Consider the following 17,225-nt stretch of genomic DNA (forward strand, 5'->3'; position numbering starts at 1 on the left):
TCCTTATCTAAGTGCTGGGCCTAAGCCCGCCCCGGCGGCGAATGCCCGGGGCAGGCCCAGTTCCCCTAGCGCCCCGCGCCGGCCTGGCCGGCCAGGGCCGCGCGCTCGGCCTCGCGGATCTTCCCCGCGCCCTTGACGAAGACGCCGAGGATCCACAGGGAGAAGATGCCCACCAGGGCAAAGAAGACGATCGTGCCCCCGACGTTGATGGCCGCCGCGGCGGATTTGCTCATGCTGATCCAGCCTACCTCGTTCAGCTTGCCCGGCAGGGCGCAGAGGCGGTTGACGAAGCCGGCCAGAATGGTGAGGGCGTAAAAGGCCCGGATGGTCACGCCCTTCACCATCTTGGTCACCAGGGCGCCCATCTGCACGCCCACCAGGGAGCCCAGCAGCATGCCCATGGCCACGGTGTAGAAGACGTAGCCGTAAATGGCGTACTGGACGATGGAAGAGTAGCCGGTGGTGAAGATGATCTGCAGGATGTCCGTGCCCACGGTGGTAAAGGTGGAAACGCCCAGGCCGTAAACCATCATGGGGAAGGTGAGGAAGCCGCCGCCCACGCCCATGATGGCCGCCACAAAGCCCACGATGAAGCCGCAGATGATGATGGGGTAGACGGCAATGCTCCGCCCGCCCGGCACGATGTGCTCGTCAAAGCGCACGCGGGGCTTCAAGGGCAGGGACTGCAGCCACTTGGCAAACCTGGTGGTGGCCTCCGTGCTGGGCTTGCCCTTGGCCGCCCCGCGGCTCATGCGGATCCAGTCGGCCAGGGCGTAAAACCCTAGGATGCCCAGCATGAAGACGTACACCGCGCTGATGAAGGCATCGCTTAAAGCCGGGCTCTTCTGGTAAATGGAGCGGTTCACCATGCCGCCCAGGGAGGCCCCGGTGACCGAGCCCAGCACGAACCACACGGCAATCCACACGTTGACGTTGCCCATCTTGCGGTGGAGCACCGTGCCCATGATGGCCTTGGCAAAGAGGTGAAACTGGTCGGTACCCACGGCCATGATCCCCTTGACCCCGATGCTCATCAGGGCCGGGGTAAGCACGTACCCGCCGCCGGCACCGATGACGCCGGTGATCAGTCCCGCCATGAGACCTACGAGGATGGAGCCGAAAAACATCTGCGTGGTGGCGTGGCTGGGCATGTAGGCCTTGTGGCCGCCCAGGTGGTCGGGCAGGCCGGCGGCCACGGCTGCCTCCATACCCAGGCCCAGCAGGACGGGAAATAAAACCAGGACCAGTAGCTTCCAGCGCCGGTACAAGATTTCCCTGCTCAGTTCCAGCTCAAAGCGGCCCTGCGCCTGCGCCATGGCGTGCAGGCACTCCCCGGCCGCATGCAGGCTTCCCCAGAGACGCTTAAAGGTGCTCATATAACCAACCCCCCTCTTTTTCTCACGCCGTTCCTCTCTTCACCCTCACCCGGATGGCTGCCTTGCCCGGTTCCGCCTCCCACCCCCTCTCCTTTGCACTACGCCGCGTAGTGACAAGGGCTTGCCTTCTCCCCGGCACACACCGGCCGCTGTGCGCTTTTGTGCATGTGAAAACAATCACATAGCAGGCCTAAATTTTTGTCACTACCCGGTTCCTGTAGTGACTTCCCCCTGCCCTCTATAATCCGCCAGGTAAACTACCTTGCCGGTACCGCCTTCCTCCTGAGGGCTCACCATTTCTGCCAGCGCCCGCAGGATCTCCCGCGGCCCCACCAGCCCTACCGGCCGGTTCCCCTGCCAGACGAGGAGGGCCTCCTGGCCGCTCCTGGCCAGGAGCTGCGCGGCCTTGCCCACATCGTCGTCCGCCCGCAGCTTTTCTTCCGGGCGGGCCATTACCTCCCTCACGGGCCTCCTGGCCAGCTCATCCAGCCGCTCCTCCAGGGTGGCCCTGCCGAGCAGGCCTTCCAGCCACCCGCACTCCAGGGTCACCGACCAGCCGCGGAAATTCACCACCCTCTGCCCTTCCCCTACAAGCGCCCTGATGACCTCCCGCGGGCCCACCAGCCCTACCACCCGTCCCCTTTCCTTGACCGCCAGCAGGCGGTAGCCCCGCCTCAGCTTGAGCAAGGCCAGCAGGGCGTCTTTCACGCTCCTCTGGGCCGGCAACTCCGCCGCTCCTTCCAGGGGAACCATAATCTCGCGCATTTTTCTGCCCATCCCCTGCCACCCCTTTCTACTTTATGCGCTGAGGGCCTGCAGGTCCTCTATGCCCAGGGCCCGCAGGATTTCCGCCTGGGCCCTCTCTGTCCTGGTGGCCAACCTTACCTCCATGCCGTCGATCAGCCCCACGATCATTTTCAGCTCTCCCAAAATCTCCAGGGCCTGCGCCGCATCCACCGTCAGGCCTGCCCGCTGCAGGAGCTTTTCCAGGGCCCTCTCCAGGAGCGCGCCCAGGACCACGACGGCCAGCTCCCCGCCGAGGTTTTGCTCCCCGGAGGTGAAGCGGCTGATGCGGGCGGCGCGCCCGGCCAGCCCGGCCAGCTCCCAGTAGGCCAGCACCAGCTCCCGCCCGCCCAGGGCGCTGTTGGTGCGCAGGAGGGTGACCCCGGCCAGGGGATCGCCCTTTTCTTCCAGCGTCGCCGGGGTGCAGCAGAGGAGGTAGCGGGCACCGCCGTCCGGCACTTCCCGGAACAAAAGACCCCCGGCGGCCTCCGCAAAGCCGGCCCTGCCCCGCGCGATCTCCTCCCTGCAGAGCTGCTTCTCCCGCTCGCTCAAAGCCCGGCAGCGGACGAGGTAGGGGTAATCGTGGGCCACCACCGTTTCCAGCAGGAGGTTGGTCGCCGGCTGGCGGTCCCCCACAAAGAGGCACTGCCCGCCGTACAGCTCTCCCACTTCCCGGCACAGCTGCCGCAGGCCGGCTTCCCCCGTTCCCGTAAAGAGGCGGTAGCCGAAGGGCAGGCCCGCGCCGCCGGCCAGCACGCCCCAGCAGATTTCTTCCTGCGCCGCCTCCGCAAAGAAGTAGCGCGCGTACGGGTGGGAAGCATTCACCGCCCGGGCCGCCGGCATGACCTCGGCCACGGCCACCAGGCAGTAAAGGGTGTTCCCGCGGCCAAAAACGCGCCCGATCTGGCGGTAGAGCGCCTTTTCGAGCTCACCTCCGGCGGCAGCCAGCCCGTCGCCCACGACCTCCAGGCGGGGGAACTGCACGCCGCCCTCCGCCGCCCCGGGCCAGTAAAACTCCTGGCCCCACTGCGCGAAACTCCTCGTCTCCCCCGGATTTAAAGCGCGGGATACGGCCAGGAACTCCACCGCGGGGGCGTTTTCTTCCCCGAGCAGCCCGGCCATCACCTCCCCGAGCCCCAGCACCTCCCACACCCGCCGCAGCGCCAGGACTTCGCCCCAGCGCAGGACCTTTTTGGCCTCCACCGTGGGCCTGGCGCGCTTTACGCCGCAAACGCGCTCCAGGCTGGCAATCAGGCCCTCCACCTTCTCCGGCGTGAGGTCTTCCAGGTTGCCCAGATTGGCAATGACCCGCTGCTTTACCTTTTTCCCCTCGCGGTAGTTTTCGATGAGCTTTACGTAGGCGTACTCCTTGCCGCCGCTTTTGGTTATCACCTTGCGGAAGAACAAAGCCCATCACCCCGCCTGCCGCGTCCGGAGCCGGCGGCCCTTTCCCCTACACTTTTTCATTACCTCGTGGGGAGCGGGGCGCCGCCTTGTCTCCGTCCACCGTCCCTTTCCGGGGCCTTACCTTTTGCTAATAATATACCACGTTCCCGCAGTATGTGCAATATTTCACTTGTGAGTTCTAAAAATAACAATTTTCTGAGAAAGCCGCGCCCTACCACACTCCCAGCAGCCGCCACCAGAAGTTGGCCAGGAAGCTGACCAGGAGCACCAGGGAGACCAGGAGGAGCACGGTGCCCGCCCTGAGAAAGTCCCGCGCCTTTAAAAAGCCCGCCCCGTACACAATGGCGTTGGCCGGGGTGGCAATGACCAGGAGGTAGGAGAAGGCGGAGGCCAGGGAGGTGGCCACGCCGACGGCCAGCGGGGAAATGCCGGAGATTTCGGCGGCCTTGAGGAACACGGGCCCCAGGGCGGCCACGGTGGGCCCGTCGGCCATGGTCTGGGTGACCAGCGCCGTGATGGTGGCGGTAACGGCCAGGAGGTAAACGTCTTCCTCCGCCGCCATGCCGCCGGTGAGGCGCAGCAGCTGTCCCGCCAGCCAGCCGGCGGCGCCGGTGGAGATGAGCAGCCTGCCCAGGGAGATGGCGCCGGCATACAGCACCACCACCCCCCAGGGGGTTTTTTGCTGCAGGTAGCCCCAGTCCACCAGACGCAGCACGGCGGCCAGCAGCACGCCCGCCATGGCAATGTTTCCGGCGCCAAAGCGCGGGCTGAAAACCACCCAGCCGAGCAGGACAAAGGAAAAAACCGCCGCCGCCAGCCACCCCTGGCGGCCCGGCGGACCGGCGGCCTCCATCTCCCTCTCCATGGCCTGCACGGCCTCCCGGAGGTCGTCTACCTCCGGAGGGTAGAGGGCCATCAGCCAGTAGGCCACCAGGGGAACCAGAAGCAGGGTGAGGGGGAAGGCCATGAGCATCCACTGCCCATAGCCCACATTTATCCCCATGCCGCTTAAAAAGCCCACCATGAGGGCGTTGCGGGCCCCGCCCGAGGGGGCGGCCAGCCCGCCGACGATTACCCCGTAGGAAATGGCCAGCATGAGCAGCCGGGCCAGGTTTGGCACCCGGCGGTAGCCGCCGCTCAAAGCGACGAGGCCCACGCCGATGGGAAACATGATCATCACCGCGGCGTGCTCGGTAAAGAAGGCGGCCCCCAGGGCGCAGAAGCCCACCACCCCCAGGACCACCCTCTTGACCTGCGTCCCGCAGACTTTAAGCATGAGGAGGGTGGCCCTGGTGTGGATGTGGTGCTTCATTAAGACGGCGCCCATCATGAGCACGCCGGCAATAAAGAACACGGCATCGTCCATGAAGGTGCGGGGTGCTTCCTGAAAGCCCACCAGGCCCGCAAAGACCTGGTAGGTTCCCACGGCCAGGGCCACAAAGGGCAGGGGGAGGGCCTCCGTTAAGAAGCAGGTAACGACGAAGGCCCAGAGGGCCAGGGCGCGCCTGCCCTGCTCGGAAAGGCCCGGCGGCAGGGGGAGGGCCCAGAGGAGCGCGGCTACGGCCACGGCCAGGAAGAGCCACCGGCGCTCCGCGAGCGCGGCCAGCAGTTGCCCGTACGGCGCGCTGCGGCCCCGCGGCTTCTTCTCGCCGTCCGTCCCCCCGGGGCGGGCCGCGCCTTTTTTCTTTTTGCGGTATTCCTCCAGTTCACAAACCTTTTCTTCCTTCACGGGCCTCACCCGTCCCGGTAGTTGTAACCGGCCTCAAAGGCCGCCAGGTTGACGCCCAAAAAGCGCTCCGGCACGCACTCCCGGACGGCGCGCAGCCACACTTCCAGGGGCAGGGGCAACTCCCTGGCCAAAACGCCCAGCAGCACCACGTTGGCCGCCCGGGGGTTGCCGCAGGCGCGGGCCCTGTCCAGGGCGTCCACCTCCAGGGTGCGGGCGTGGCGGTAAAGGTAGGACGGCACGTCATCCGGGCAGCGGGCCAGTCCGGCCAGCACGGTGACCGGAGGCACAATCTGGCTGCTGGCGATGAGCGTGCCGCCCGGCTTTAAGTAGGGGAGCCAGCGCAGGGCCTCCAGTTGCTCGAAGGCCAGGATGACATCCGCGTCCCCCCTGGCCACCAGGGGCGAGCAAACGGTCCTCCCCAGGCGCACATGGGTGACCACGCTGCCGCCCCGCTGGGCCATGCCGTGCACCTCGGACATCTTCACGTCGTAGCCGGCCGCCAGGGCCGCCCTGCCGATGATCTGGCTGGCCAGGATGGTTCCCTGGCCGCCCACGCCTACCAAAAGCATATCCAGGCGATCTGGGTGGCTAAGCACCGACAACTCCCCCTCCTACCAGCGCGCCCTGCGGGCAGATCTGCACGCAGAGGCCGCAGCCGCTGCAGAGCACGTCGTCCACCACGGCCTTTTTCTCCCGCACGGAAAGGGCCGGGCATCCCGCCTTCAGGCAGGTGCGGCAGCCCTTGCAGCGTTCCTCCTCCACCCTCACCGGCCGGCGTGGCTCCCTCTTCAGCAGGGTGCAGGGCCGGCGGGCAATGATCACGGAAACCTCCGGAGCGGCCACCTCTTCCTTCACCGCCTCCGTGAGGCGCGCTACATCCAGCGGGTCCACCACCCGCACGCGGCGCACGCCTAGGGCCCGCACCAGGGCCTCCAGGTCTACCACCGGGGCCTCCTCGCCGCTCAGGGTCCTCCCCGTGCCGGGGTGGTCCTGGTGGCCGGTCATGGCCGTGGTGCCGTTGTCCAAAATGATCACCGTGCCCCGGCTCTTATGGTAGACCATGTGCAGGAGGCCCGTCATGCCCGAATGGTAAAAAGTGGAGTCGCCGATGACGGCCACCGTTTTGGCGGCCCGCTCGGGGTCTACCAGCTCAAGGCCGTAGGCCATGCCGATGCTGGCCCCCATGCAGACGCAGGTGTCCATGGCCGAAAGGGGCGGCAGCGCTCCCAGGGTATAGCAGCCTATGTCGCCGGTAACCGTGAGCTTCAGCCTGCCCAGCACGTAAAACACCCCGCGATGGGGGCAGCCCGGGCAGAGCACCGGCGGGCGCACGGGGGGAACGGGCAGGTCGTCTAAAACCGGCAGCCCCCGCGGTTCCAGCACGCCGGCCTTTTCAAAGCCGGCCCGCACCAGCTCCGGCGACAGCTCCCCGATGGCCGGGAAAAACTCCTTGCCCTCCACCTTGATGCCCAGGCCGCGCACGAAATCCTCCAGGTAAGGGTCCAGCTCCTCCACCACAAAGAGCCTCTCCACCTCGCGCGCAAAGCGCGCGATCAAGCCGGCGGGCAGGGGGTAGGTCATGCCCAGCTTAAGGATGGACGCCCGGGGCAGGACCTCCCGCACGTACTGGTAGGCCACGCCGCTGGTGATTACTCCCACGCGGCGGTCGCCCCAGGCAATGAAGTTTACCGGGACGGTTTCGGAGAGGGCCGCCAACTTCTGCAGGCGTTCCTCCAGGTCCCGGCGGCGCACCCGGGCGTGGGCGGGTAAAATCAACCACTTCTGGATGTTCTTTTCGTAGGGGCGCCGCGGGGGCAATCTTCTTTCGCCCAGCTTCACCAGGCTGCGGGAGTGGGCAATGCGCGTGGTCAGCCGCAGCATGACCGGGATGTCGTACTCCTCGCTCACGGCGAGGGCCAGGCCCACCATGTCCAGCGCCTCCTGGCTGTCGGAAGGCTCAAAGCAGGGCACGCGGGCAAAGCGCGCGTACTGCCGGTTGTCCTGCTCGTTCTGGGAGCTGTGCATCCCCGGGTCGTCGGCGGAAACCAGCACCAGGCCTCCGTTGACGCCAATGTAGGCGGCAGAGAAAAGGGGGTCCGCGGCCACGTTAACCCCCACGTGCTTCATGGTGACGATGGCCCTGGCACCGGCCATGGAAGCCCCAATGGCTACCTCCAGGGCCACCTTTTCGTTTGGCGCCCACTGCGCCAAAACGCCCTCGTAGCGGGCAAAGTTTTCCAGGATCTCGGTGCTGGGCGTGCCCGGGTAACCCACACCCACCAGCACCCCGTGTTCGTACGCCCCGCGGGCCACCGCTTCGTTGCCGGTCATCAACTCCTTCATCATCAAGAAAACGCGCAAACCTCCTTTTATCTGGTATCCCCCTCTTTACCCCGGCCCGGAACCCGCCCGCCTACCCCCGCGATTCCCCCGGGAGACCCCGGTGCTATGCGCGGGGGCGGTTGTCGATCACCCGCTTGGCCTTGCCCTGGCTGCGCTCCAGGGAGCAGGGCTCCAGGAGGCGCACGCGCGGGTTGATGGAGAGCACCGCCGCCAGCCGCCGGCGCACCTTTTCCTCCAGGGCCTCCAGGTCCCGGTAATTGCCGGTAAAGGATTCCGGCGCAACCTCCACCTGCACCTCCAGGTAGTCCAGGTAGCCCTTCTTGCCCACCACGATCTGGTAGTGAGGCGCAATCCCCTCTATCTGCATGAGCACGCTTTCAATCTGCGAAGGGAAGACGTTTACCCCGGAGACAATGAGCATGTCGTCGGTGCGGCCCACCACCTTGCGCAGGCGGGCGGTGGTGCGACCGCAGGGGCAGGGGTCGGGGTAAAGGAGGGAGATGTCCCTGGTGCGGTAGCGGACCAGGGGCAGGGCCTCTTTGGTGAGGGTGGTGATGACCACCTCCCCCTCCTGGCCGTAGTCCAGCGGCTCCCCCGTTTCCGGGTCCACGATTTCCACCAGGAAATGGTCCTCGGCAATGTGCATGGTGCCCGGCGAGGAGAGGCACTCGCCGCACACCCCCGGGCCCATGACCTCGGAAAGGCCGTAGTTATCGGTGGCCCTCATGCCCCACATTTCTTCCAGCTCCCGGCGCATCTCCTCGCTCCAGGCCTCGGCCCCGAAAAGGCCCAGGCGCACGCTGAGCTGCTCCCGGGGCTCTATGCCCATGGCCCGGGCCGTCTCCCCCAAATGCAGGACGTAAGAGGGCGTGCCCACCAGCACGGTGGTGCCGAAGTCGCGCATGATCATTACCTGCCTCTCGCTGTTGCCCACCGAGGCGGGGATGACGGTAGCCCCCAGTTTTTCCAGGCCGTAGTGGAGGCCAAAGGCCCCGGTAAAGAGGCCGTAGCCGAAGGTGATCTGCACCACATCGTCGGGGGACACGCCGGCCATGGCGGCAATGCGGGCCACCAGCTCGCTCCAGGTTTCCAGGTCTTTTTTGGTGTAGCCGACCACCGTAGGCCTGCCCGTGGTGCCGGAGGAGGCGTGAAGGCGTACCACCTCCTTCAAGGGCACGGCAAAAAGCCCGTACGGGTAGTGATCCCGCAGGGCCTCCTTGGTGGTAAAGGGAAAGCGGCGGATGTCCTCCAGCGTTTTTAAGTCCTCCGGCTTAACCCCCCGCTCGTCAAAAAGCCGCCGGTAAAAGGGCACCCTCTCGTACACCCGCGCCAGCGTTTCCCGCAGGCGCGCCAGCTGGAGCCCGCGTAGTTCCTCCCGCGCCATGCACTCGTGTGCCGGATCCCAGATCATTTTATGCCGCTCCTCCTCGCTCTGACTGTGTTGCCGCCCGGTAGCCAAAGGCCTTCTCCACCAGCTGGACCGGCAGGGCGGGGGTAAGCAGGCTCACTAGGGGCACCACGGCCAGGGGAATGATCATGGCCAACGAGCCCACCAGGGGCACCACCGCCGGGTCGAGGCGGTAGTAAAGGGAAAGGAGCACGGAAAAGAGGACCCCGGTGAGCATCCCCGCCCAGGCACCTGCCGGGGTGGCCTTGCGCCAGAAAAGGCCGTAAAGGTAGGGGGCCAGAAAGGCCCCGGCCACGGTGCCCCAGGAAATGGCCATCATGCTGAGGATGATGGCCGGCTTGGCCAGGGCCAGCACCAGCGAGAGGGCAATGAAGGCCGCGCACAGGAGGCGCATGATGAGCACCCCGCGCTTTTTGGCCCCGGGCCAGAGGTCCTGCACCAGGTCGATGGCCACCGCCGAGCTGCTCACCAGCACCAGCGAGGAAAGGGTGGACATGGAGGCCGAAAGTACCAGCAGGAGGATGACCGCCGCCGCCGGCTCGGGCAAGGCGCGCTCGATGAGCATGGGCATGAGGAGGTCGGGTGTGGCCTTCCCGGTGGCCGGATCAACGGGCAGCTTGTCAAAGAACAGGCGGGTGAGCGAGCCGGTGAAGTAGGCGCTAAAGGTAATGATCAGGGCAAAGACGGTGGAAACCCACATGGCCGGGCGGATGGCCGCCTCGTCCCTGATGGCGTAAAACTTCTGAACCATCTGGGGCATCCCCCAGGGACCCAGGCTGGTCAGGAGCACCAGGGAGGCCAGGGCCGGCCAGCGGTTGCCGGGGCCGGCGGCGCTCACCAGCCCGGGGTCCAGCTGGGCCAGCTTCCCGATCCCTTCCGCCAGCCCGCCCACCTGGGGGGCGGCCAGGACGTAATAGAGCAGGATGCCCGCGCCGCCCAGCATGACCGCGCCCTGGATGACATCGGTGACGGCCACCGCCCGGTAACCGCCCATGACCAGGTAAAGGGCGGTGAAAAGGCACATGATGAGGGCGGCGTAAAGGTAGGGCAGGCCGAAAACCCGGTTGAAGAGGTAGCTCAAGCCCATGTAGACGGAAGCCGAGTAGGGCACCAGGAAGATGAAGATGAGCAGGGCACCGCAGATCTTCATGGCCCGGCTGTGGTAGCGGGCCTCCAGGAACTCCGGGAGGGTCATGGCCCCCAGCCGCTCGGTCATGAGGCGGGTCCGCCGCGCCAGAACCAGCCAGGCCAGGAAGCTGCCCAGCAGGGCGTTGCCCACCACGATCCACAGGGAAGAAAGGCCGAAGCTCCAGCCCACCTTCCCGGCGTAGCCGATAAACACCACCGCCGAAAAGTAAGTGGTGCCGTAGGCGAAGGCGGAAAGCCAGGGCCCGAGGGCCCTGCCGGCCAAAAAGAAGTCGCCTATGCTGCGCACTTTCGCCATGCTGCTGTACCCGCTGTACAAGAGCACGCCTATAAAGAGGCCGAGCAAGATGAATTTCACTTCCTGCCATCCTCCCGTCCTGCTTTTTTCCCGGCTAGTTAATTCGCCTTTTTAAAGCGCAAATCCTGCCTTATAAAAGAGTTTATTTTACCCCGCGGCGCTCCTGGCCGGGGAAAGGAAGGCCGAGATGACCCGCGGGCGCACGCCGCGGCGGCGCACCATGCGGGCAATGCGCCGCAGCGCTTCGATGAGGTCGTCGGTGGAAGCGGCATAGGAGCAGCGCACGAACCCCTCGCCGCTGGCCCCGAAGGCATTGCCGGGCACCACGGCCACCTTCTCCTCGTAGAGGAGCGCTTCGGCAAAGGCCTCGGAGGAAAGGCCGGTGGCCCTGATTTCCGGGAAGGCGTAAAAGGCCCCCTTGGGCTCAAAGCAGGCCAGGCCCATGTCGCGGAACGCCTGCACGACCAGCAGGCGGCGGCGGTTGTACTCCCGCACCATGCGCTCCATGGCGGCGTGGCCGTTTCTCAGGGCTTCCAGGGCGGCCATCTGGGCCGTAATGGGGGCGCAGAGCATGGTGTACTGGTGGATCCTGGTCATGGCGGCAATGAACTCGGCATTGGAGCAGGCAAAGCCGATGCGCCACCCGGTCATGGCGTAGGACTTGGAAAAGCCGTTTAAGAGCACGGTGCGCTCCTTCATGCCGGGGAGGCTGGCCACGCAGGTGTGCTCCCCTTCGTAGGTCAGCTTGTCGTATATTTCGTCGGAAATGACGAGCAGGTCGTGGGCTTTCACCACCTCGCATATCTCCAGGAGCCGCCGGCGGTCCATCACCGCGCCGGTGGGATTGTTAGGGTAGGAGAGGATGAGGACCTTGGTGCGCGGCGTGATGGCCGCCTCCACCTGCTGGGGAGAGAGGCGAAACTCCTCCTCCACGGTGGTGGGCAGGGGAACCACCCTGCCGCCGGCCAGGGTAACCACGGGCGCGTACGAAACGTAGGACGGCTCCGGCACCAGGACCTCATCCCCCGGGCCGACGAGGGCCCTCACGGCCAGGTCCAGGCCCTGGCTCACGCCCACCGTCACCAGGATCTCCTTTTTAGGGTCGTAAAAGAGGCCGTAGGTTTCGGCCAGGTGGCGGGCGATGGCCTGGCGCAGCTCTAAAAGCCCGCTGTTGGAGGTGTACATGGTGTAGCCTTTTTCCAGGGAGTAAATGCAGGCCTCCCGGATGTGCCAGGGGGTGACGAAGTCGGGCTCTCCCACCCCCAGGGAAATGACTCCCTTGGTTTCCGCCACCAGGTCAAAGAAGCGCCTTATGCCCGAGGGCGGCAGGTTCCTCACCAAAGGGTTGAGGCGTTCGTGCCAGGTGCTGGTCATACCGTTTACCCCCTTCCTTGCTACGGTGTAACCATCAGGCGGCGGTCTTCCTCGCCGTCCTCGATAATCACCCCGTCCTGCTTGTAGGTCTTGAGGACGAAGTGGGTGGTGGTGCTGACTACGCCCTCAATGGTGGCCAGCTTGGTGGCCACAAAGTTGCTCACCTCCCGCAGGGAGCGGCCCTCCACGAATACGGCCAGGTCGTAGGCGCCGGACATCAGGCGCACGCTGCGCACCTCCGGAAAGCGGCAGATGCGCCGCGCCAGCCCGTCAAAGCCCACGTCCCGTTGGGGGGTCAGGCGCACCTCGATGAGCGCGGAAACCTTTTCTTCCCCGGCCTTCTCCCAGTTGACCAGGGTGATGTACTTCAGGATGGTTTTGTTCTCCTCCAGCTCCTTAATGGCCCGCCGTACCTCCTCCACCCCGGCGCCGAGCATGGGAGCAATTTCTTCCGGCGTCAACCTGGCGTCGTTTTCCAAAAGCTCCAGCAGCTCCGTTTTGTTCACCCTCTCACCTCCTGCCGCCAAATTTCCTGGGTAAAATTTATGGGCTCCCGCCCCTCATGGGACGAGAGCCCTGCTCTCGCGGTACCACCCAAGTTGGCCGCCCGGCAATTTGCGGGCAGGCCCCCTCTTTGGCCCTTTAACGGAGGACCGACCGGGACGGAGCTACTCGGGCTTTGCCCTTTCACCCGCCGGCTCCGGGGCGGCACGGGCGCTTCCCCAGCCGGGCTCGCACCTCCCCCCGGCTCGCTGGTGGTTGACACGCCCTTCTTCCCCTTCAAAGCCGTTCCCCTATCAAGTTAAGAACAATACTACCACGGGGCCAAACCCTCTGTCAACGGGGCTCCGTTTCCAACCACTTAATTAGTTCTTTTTCCAGAACCTGGCCTTCTTTCCGGACCGATTGCAGCATGTAAGATAAATCCAGCCTTTCCCGGTGCACTTTCAACAACCTGAGGCCCCATTCACAGTCAGAAGAGGACTTCCAATAGACACACGCCCTTAGCCTGTCCAGGATGATATCTTCTATTCCTATTACGTAGAGGTGCCTGCCACTCGGTAAATGAAGCTTAATAACTTTTTCCTCATCGGCATCTTCCAGGCGATCGCCGGGCATTTCTATGCTCACATGCAACTTTTCGTGATACCAGTGCCTGCCCTCTTTAATAAAGCCCAGCTGTGAAATGATTTGACCCGCCACATCACGACAGCTTACTACCAGGTCAATATCACAGGTAGTATAATGGCCGCGGGTGTATATCTCCACGGCCAATCCACCCACCACCACCGGCCTGAGGCCATATGGCTCTAGTAGCTCCGTAATTATAGCCGCCACTTCTACCATTAGCCGGTAGCGGTTTTGAGGCTCAATTGCTAAAAGGGCCTCCCTAGCCCTTTCAATCGCATTCATAATACCACTCTCGGGAACTCAAAAATTTTACTTTTCCCAGCTCTAAAGCCCGCCTCCATTCCCGCAGGCAGAGGTAATCCAGCACCCGCTGCTCTCCGGGATCACGGGGCCTCCTCCTTACCGGCCGCTCCCGACGGTGGCGTATAACTATGCGGTCTGCTACCGTCCCCTTTGCAGCAACTCTTTGCTCTATATCCTCTTCCCGCCACTCCCGCACCATATCACCTTCCTCTACTTACATTTTACCACATGCTTCCTACAACGTTAACACTCCCTCCGGATTGTGCACCACGCGCAGGATCTGCTCTTCCCTGCCGTCCGCGGCGTTAATGTAGACCAGGAAGAGGTCTCTATCCAGGCGGCCCGCAAATTCGTAGGCCAGCTTTTCCTTATCAATCCCCAAGGGGATGAGGACCAGCCTGCCCCCTCTCACTTCCTGCAGGCGCGGGTTTAACCTCTGGCGCGCTTCTGTCGCGCTCAGCTGCGGGCGGGGCAGGTGGCGGGGCCGGTGGTTCATCAGGTAGCCCGAGGCCTCTATCCCCAGGATCTCGCCGTTATCCAGCCCCACGGCCACCTTGATCTGGTCGGGGTAGAGGATCACCCCCTCCTGGGTGGCGGCAAAGTTAACCACTACCGTGGCGTTCTGGCGCTCAAAATAAACGGGCACCAGGTCCCGGTAGCCGAGGGAGGCCAGGTAATCCCGGGCTTTTTGTCGCGCCTGCTCGATGCTCAGCGCAGGGGCGCCCACGGCGCGGGCGGCGGTCAGCCAGTTCAGGTGGCCCCCCTGCTTGGTGACGGCCACCGTTACCCCGTGCGCCCGGCCCACCTTTGGCTTAAGCTCTACCAGGTAGGAGGGTATCTTACCCCCCACCTCTCCCACCCGGGCAACCTCGTAATCTCCACCGCGCACAAACTCCCTGGCCCTGCGCCCGGCCTCCTCCGCACTAATGCTCCCTCCGCTCAGGCCCCGGGGTTCCCTTTTTTCCAGGTGATCGGAAAAGGGCCCGTCGTATATGAGGGTGGGGAAGCGGGACATGCGCTTTTCAATGGCCTGAAAGTCCCCGCTGGCCAGCTGCGGCCCCTTCCTCCCCAGCAGCCGCCCGCCCTCCCGGGCCAGCTCGCTCAGCACCAGCTTCCCGCCGGCAAGGCGGGCCTCCAGTTCGGCCAGGTCCCCGTTCAAGTCCCTGGCCTGCTGGTATAAAGCCTGCAGGGTCTGCCACTGGCTTTCTGTTACTTCCTTCCCCTGGGAAATCTGGAGCAGGAGCGCGTAGGCGTAGTCGCCCACCTGGGTGAGAAACTTGGCCGTGCGACCGGTCAGGGCATCTCCTACCGGCAGCTGGTTCAAGCTGGCCTGGGCGGCGTTGGCCCGCTGCCACAGGTCCATGAGCAAGCGGCTTTTAGTGCCCTGGCCGCCGGCCACCAGGCTCTTGGACAGAAGGACCTCCAGGTTCTGCACGTTTTCCAGCAGGTCGTAAAAGCTGCGGTAGTACTTGTTGTTAAGGACCGTGGTCAGGCGCTGGCGGGCCAGGCTCTGCTGGTAGCCCCAGAAGCAAAGCGCTCCCACCAGGATGACCCCCAAAGCCAGGGGCAAAAGCCACCGCTTCCTGTCCATAGCTCCCCCTCCCTCCTAGCGGGCAAAGACGTGGCGCCCGATCTGGGTGACGATGTTCCGCGACCAGACCCAGGGGTTCACCGGCTTGGCCGGGTTCCAGAAGTATATGGCGCCCCCGGTGGGGTCCCACCCGCTCATGGCCAAAAGTGCCGCCCGCAGGGATTCCTCGCTGACGGGGCGGTTGTACTGGCCGTTGGCCACCGACTCAAAGGCATGGGGCTGGAAGATCACCCCGGCCAGGGTATGGGGAAAGGCCGCGCTGCGCGTGCGGTTCAGGATGACTGCCCCCACGGCCACTTTGCCCTCGAAGGGCTCGTCGGCCGCCTCGCCTTCGATGACCCGCGCCAAGAGGTAGACCTCATCCCGGTTGGAGAGGCCCCGGGAAACCGCCGCCTCGGCGGGCGCCGCCGGGGGCGCGGCGGCAAACCCCAGCGCCGCCCAGGTCTCCGGGCCCACCACCCCGTCGGGAACCAGGCCGTTTTGCAGCTGGAAGTCCACCACCGCCTGCTGGGTGAGGCTGCCGTAGAAGCCGTCCACCGGCCCCGCGTAGTAGCCCCATTCCAGGAGGCGCTGCTGCAGGGCGGCCACGTCGTCGCCGCTCGTTCCCCAGTAAAGGGTGCGGTTCTGGGCCTGCAGCGCCCTGCTGCCGCACGTACCGAGGGCTAAAAGCGCGAGGGCCAAAACCAGTACCGCCTTGCGAACCATAAAAAATTCCTCTTCCTCCGGTGCTTTTTTGCTAGTTTTCCTCCGGAGGCTAAAAAATATGAAAAGCGGTGCCGTAAAGAGCACCGCTTTTGCAAGGGCTACCGGCATTAATGCGGCGGCGCCGCCGGGACCGCCCCGGGGCAAGCCGGCGTTTCGCCCGGCCCGCAGCGCGGAGCGACGGGGACGACGCCGCCCCGGGATACAGGCCACGGTACCCTCTCTACAGGCGGCGGGCCGCCCTTTCCACCAGGGCCCTTGCCCAGGAGGGAACCGACAGGGCGTGGAGGTGGTTGTAGGCGGCCAGGACGTTCTTGTACACCAGCCCGTCGTGGCGCCCGTCTATCCCGTAACCGCGCAGGACACGAAAAGCGTAGCGCAGCCCGGAACCCACGCCCTCCAGGCGGGAGTGGTGGAACTCATGGCCTTTAATTACGCCGCCCACCGGGAAGTAGGGGTTTTCCCCTACCACCTCCACCACCTCGTAGCCGTGGCCGCAAGGGCGATCCTCCATGAGCACGTCGTAGGGCAGGGCGCCGCACATGCGGTAGCTCTTCCCCTGCCAGGTTATCCGCCTGCCCAGGTACATCAGGCCCCCGCACTCCGCGTAAACCGGCAGGCCCTCTTCCACGGCCCGGCGTATGTCCGCGCGCAGCCCTTCGTTGGCCTCCAGCTGCGGGGCCAGCACCTCCGGAAAGCCGCCGCCAATGTAGAGAGCGTCCACGCCGGGGAGAACGGTGTCCCGCAGGGCGTCAATGTAAACCAGCCTGGCGCCGGCCTCCTCCAGGGCCTCCAGATTTTCCGGGTAGTAAAAGGAAAAGGCCCGGTCCCTGATAACGCCAATGGCCGGGCCGCCCGCCGGCCGGGCAGCAGGACGCCCCGCCAGGTCCTCCGGAACTTCCAGGGGCGGGGCGCTCCCGGCCACCTCCAGGAGCGCCTCCATGTCCAGGCACTCCCGGGCCACGCGGGCAATTTCCGGGATTACCTCCAGAAGCTCATCCCTCTCCCCGGGGGGCACCAGACCGAGGTGGCGGTCGGGTATGGTCAGCCTTTTCCCCTTGGGGATGACGCCCAGCACCGGAAGGCCGCAGTAGCGCCTCACCGCCTCGCGGAGCATCCTCTCGTGGCGCGCCCTGGCCACCTGGTTCAGGATAACCCCGGCCACGTGCAGCTGGGGATCAAAATGCATAAACCCCTGTACCAGCGCGGCCACGCTGCGGGTCATGCGCGTGGCGTCCACTACCAGCACCACCGGGGCCTTAATGATCTTGGCTATTTCCGCCGTGCTGCCGCTCCCCTCCAGGTCCACCCCGTCAAAGAGGCCCATGGCCCCTTCCACCACGGCCAGGTCGGCGTCCAGGCTGTGGCGCACAAAGTGACGGTAGATGTCCCGGCGGGAAAAAAGAAAGCCGTCCAAGTTACGGCAGGGGCGCCCGGCCACCCGGGTAAGCCAGCCGGGGTCGATGAAATCGGGCCCCTTCTTAAAAGGCTGCACGGCCAGCCCGTACCCGTGCACCAGGGCGGCCAGGACGGCCATGGTGACCGTCGTCTTGCCTGACCGCCCCCGGGGCGCGCCAATGACCAGCCGCGGTATCCGGTGCTGCCGCATCACTTTTAGACCTCCCGTACGCAAG

General features: G+C 65.2%; 15 protein-coding genes. All 15 read right to left on the minus strand.

What is annotated here, in order from left to right:
• Window positions 1-65: 65 nt before the first annotated feature.
• Entirely contained in the window at window positions 66-1,376 is a 1,311-nt protein-coding gene (locus G454_RS0106490; RefSeq protein ID WP_051275995.1) for a sulfite exporter TauE/SafE family protein, read from the minus strand.
• Between the two features lie 204 nt (window positions 1,377-1,580).
• Window positions 1,581-2,153: a CBS domain-containing protein gene (locus G454_RS0106495; protein WP_027717967.1), complete on the minus strand. Its 573-nt coding sequence runs from the start codon at window positions 2,151-2,153 to the stop codon at window positions 1,581-1,583.
• Between the two features lie 21 nt (window positions 2,154-2,174).
• Window positions 2,175-3,551: a hypothetical protein gene (locus G454_RS0106500; protein WP_211229992.1), complete on the minus strand. Its 1,377-nt coding sequence runs from the start codon at window positions 3,549-3,551 to the stop codon at window positions 2,175-2,177.
• 226 nt (window positions 3,552-3,777) lie between these two features.
• Window positions 3,778-5,295, minus strand: a complete 1,518-nt coding sequence (locus tag G454_RS18040; protein WP_211229993.1) for an SLC13 family permease — start codon at window positions 5,293-5,295, stop codon at window positions 3,778-3,780.
• Window positions 5,296-5,300: 5 nt separating this feature from the next.
• A complete protein-coding gene (locus G454_RS0106510) occupies window positions 5,301-5,891 on the minus strand; it encodes an indolepyruvate oxidoreductase subunit beta (RefSeq protein ID WP_245574341.1) in 591 nt (196 codons plus the stop codon).
• Window positions 5,884-7,638 (minus strand): indolepyruvate ferredoxin oxidoreductase subunit alpha, encoded by a 1,755-nt coding sequence (gene iorA / locus G454_RS0106515; RefSeq protein WP_027717970.1) that lies wholly within the window; start codon window positions 7,636-7,638, stop codon window positions 5,884-5,886. Before iorA ends, G454_RS0106510 begins: the two co-directional genes overlap by 8 nt.
• Before the next feature lie 103 nt (window positions 7,639-7,741).
• On the minus strand, window positions 7,742-9,049 hold the full coding sequence (locus tag G454_RS0106520) for a phenylacetate--CoA ligase family protein (protein WP_027717971.1): 1,308 nt from the start codon (window positions 9,047-9,049) through the stop codon (window positions 7,742-7,744).
• Between the two features lies 1 nt (window position 9,050).
• The gene (locus tag G454_RS0106525; protein ID WP_027717972.1) at window positions 9,051-10,550 is read right to left on the minus strand and encodes a sodium:solute symporter family transporter; all 1,500 of its coding nucleotides are present in this window, start codon (window positions 10,548-10,550) and stop codon (window positions 9,051-9,053) included.
• Between the two features lie 87 nt (window positions 10,551-10,637).
• The gene (locus G454_RS0106530; RefSeq protein ID WP_027717973.1) at window positions 10,638-11,864 is read right to left on the minus strand and encodes an aminotransferase class I/II-fold pyridoxal phosphate-dependent enzyme; all 1,227 of its coding nucleotides are present in this window, start codon (window positions 11,862-11,864) and stop codon (window positions 10,638-10,640) included.
• A 20-nt stretch (window positions 11,865-11,884) separates the two neighbouring features.
• Window positions 11,885-12,370: an Lrp/AsnC family transcriptional regulator gene (locus G454_RS0106535; RefSeq protein ID WP_027717974.1), complete on the minus strand. Its 486-nt coding sequence runs from the start codon at window positions 12,368-12,370 to the stop codon at window positions 11,885-11,887.
• Between the two features lie 331 nt (window positions 12,371-12,701).
• Window positions 12,702-13,277 (minus strand): hypothetical protein, encoded by a 576-nt coding sequence (locus G454_RS0106540; protein WP_027717975.1) that lies wholly within the window; start codon window positions 13,275-13,277, stop codon window positions 12,702-12,704.
• The gene (locus G454_RS0106545; protein WP_156896687.1) at window positions 13,264-13,494 is read right to left on the minus strand and encodes a hypothetical protein; all 231 of its coding nucleotides are present in this window, start codon (window positions 13,492-13,494) and stop codon (window positions 13,264-13,266) included. Before G454_RS0106545 ends, G454_RS0106540 begins: the two co-directional genes overlap by 14 nt.
• 39 nt (window positions 13,495-13,533) lie before the next feature.
• On the minus strand, window positions 13,534-14,889 hold the full coding sequence (gene ypeB / locus G454_RS0106550; protein WP_027717977.1) for a germination protein YpeB: 1,356 nt from the start codon (window positions 14,887-14,889) through the stop codon (window positions 13,534-13,536).
• A 15-nt stretch (window positions 14,890-14,904) separates the two neighbouring features.
• The gene (gene sleB, locus G454_RS0106555) at window positions 14,905-15,594 is read right to left on the minus strand and encodes a spore cortex-lytic enzyme (RefSeq protein WP_027717978.1); all 690 of its coding nucleotides are present in this window, start codon (window positions 15,592-15,594) and stop codon (window positions 14,905-14,907) included.
• A gap of 220 nt (window positions 15,595-15,814) precedes the next feature.
• Window positions 15,815-17,200, minus strand: coding sequence for a cobyrinic acid a,c-diamide synthase CobB (locus G454_RS0106560; RefSeq protein ID WP_027717979.1), 1,386 nt, complete (start codon window positions 17,198-17,200; stop codon window positions 15,815-15,817).
• Window positions 17,201-17,225: the final 25 nt, after the last annotated feature.

The organism is Desulfovirgula thermocuniculi DSM 16036, from assembly GCF_000429345.1.
Taxonomy (GTDB): domain Bacteria; phylum Bacillota; class Desulfotomaculia; order Desulfotomaculales; family Desulfovirgulaceae; genus Desulfovirgula; species Desulfovirgula thermocuniculi.

What these genes read in the sequence shown, in the direction of transcription:
- ypeB (WP_027717977.1), bottom strand. Translation starts at nt 14,889, where the DNA reads ATGGACAGGAAGCGGTGGCTTTTGCCCCTGGCTTTGGGGGTCATCCTG.
- sleB (WP_027717978.1), bottom strand. Translation starts at nt 15,594, where the DNA reads ATGGTTCGCAAGGCGGTACTGGTTTTGGCCCTCGCGCTTTTAGCCCTC.
- G454_RS0106495 (WP_027717967.1), bottom strand. Translation starts at nt 2,153, where the DNA reads ATGGGCAGAAAAATGCGCGAGATTATGGTTCCCCTGGAAGGAGCGGCG.
- G454_RS0106490 (WP_051275995.1), bottom strand. Translation starts at nt 1,376, where the DNA reads ATGAGCACCTTTAAGCGTCTCTGGGGAAGCCTGCATGCGGCCGGGGAG.
- G454_RS0106530 (WP_027717973.1), bottom strand. Translation starts at nt 11,864, where the DNA reads ATGACCAGCACCTGGCACGAACGCCTCAACCCTTTGGTGAGGAACCTG.
- G454_RS0106540 (WP_027717975.1), bottom strand. Translation starts at nt 13,277, where the DNA reads ATGAATGCGATTGAAAGGGCTAGGGAGGCCCTTTTAGCAATTGAGCCT.
- G454_RS0106520 (WP_027717971.1), bottom strand. Translation starts at nt 9,049, where the DNA reads ATGATCTGGGATCCGGCACACGAGTGCATGGCGCGGGAGGAACTACGC.
- G454_RS0106560 (WP_027717979.1), bottom strand. Translation starts at nt 17,200, where the DNA reads ATGCGGCAGCACCGGATACCGCGGCTGGTCATTGGCGCGCCCCGGGGG.
- iorA (WP_027717970.1), bottom strand. Translation starts at nt 7,638, where the DNA reads ATGAAGGAGTTGATGACCGGCAACGAAGCGGTGGCCCGCGGGGCGTAC.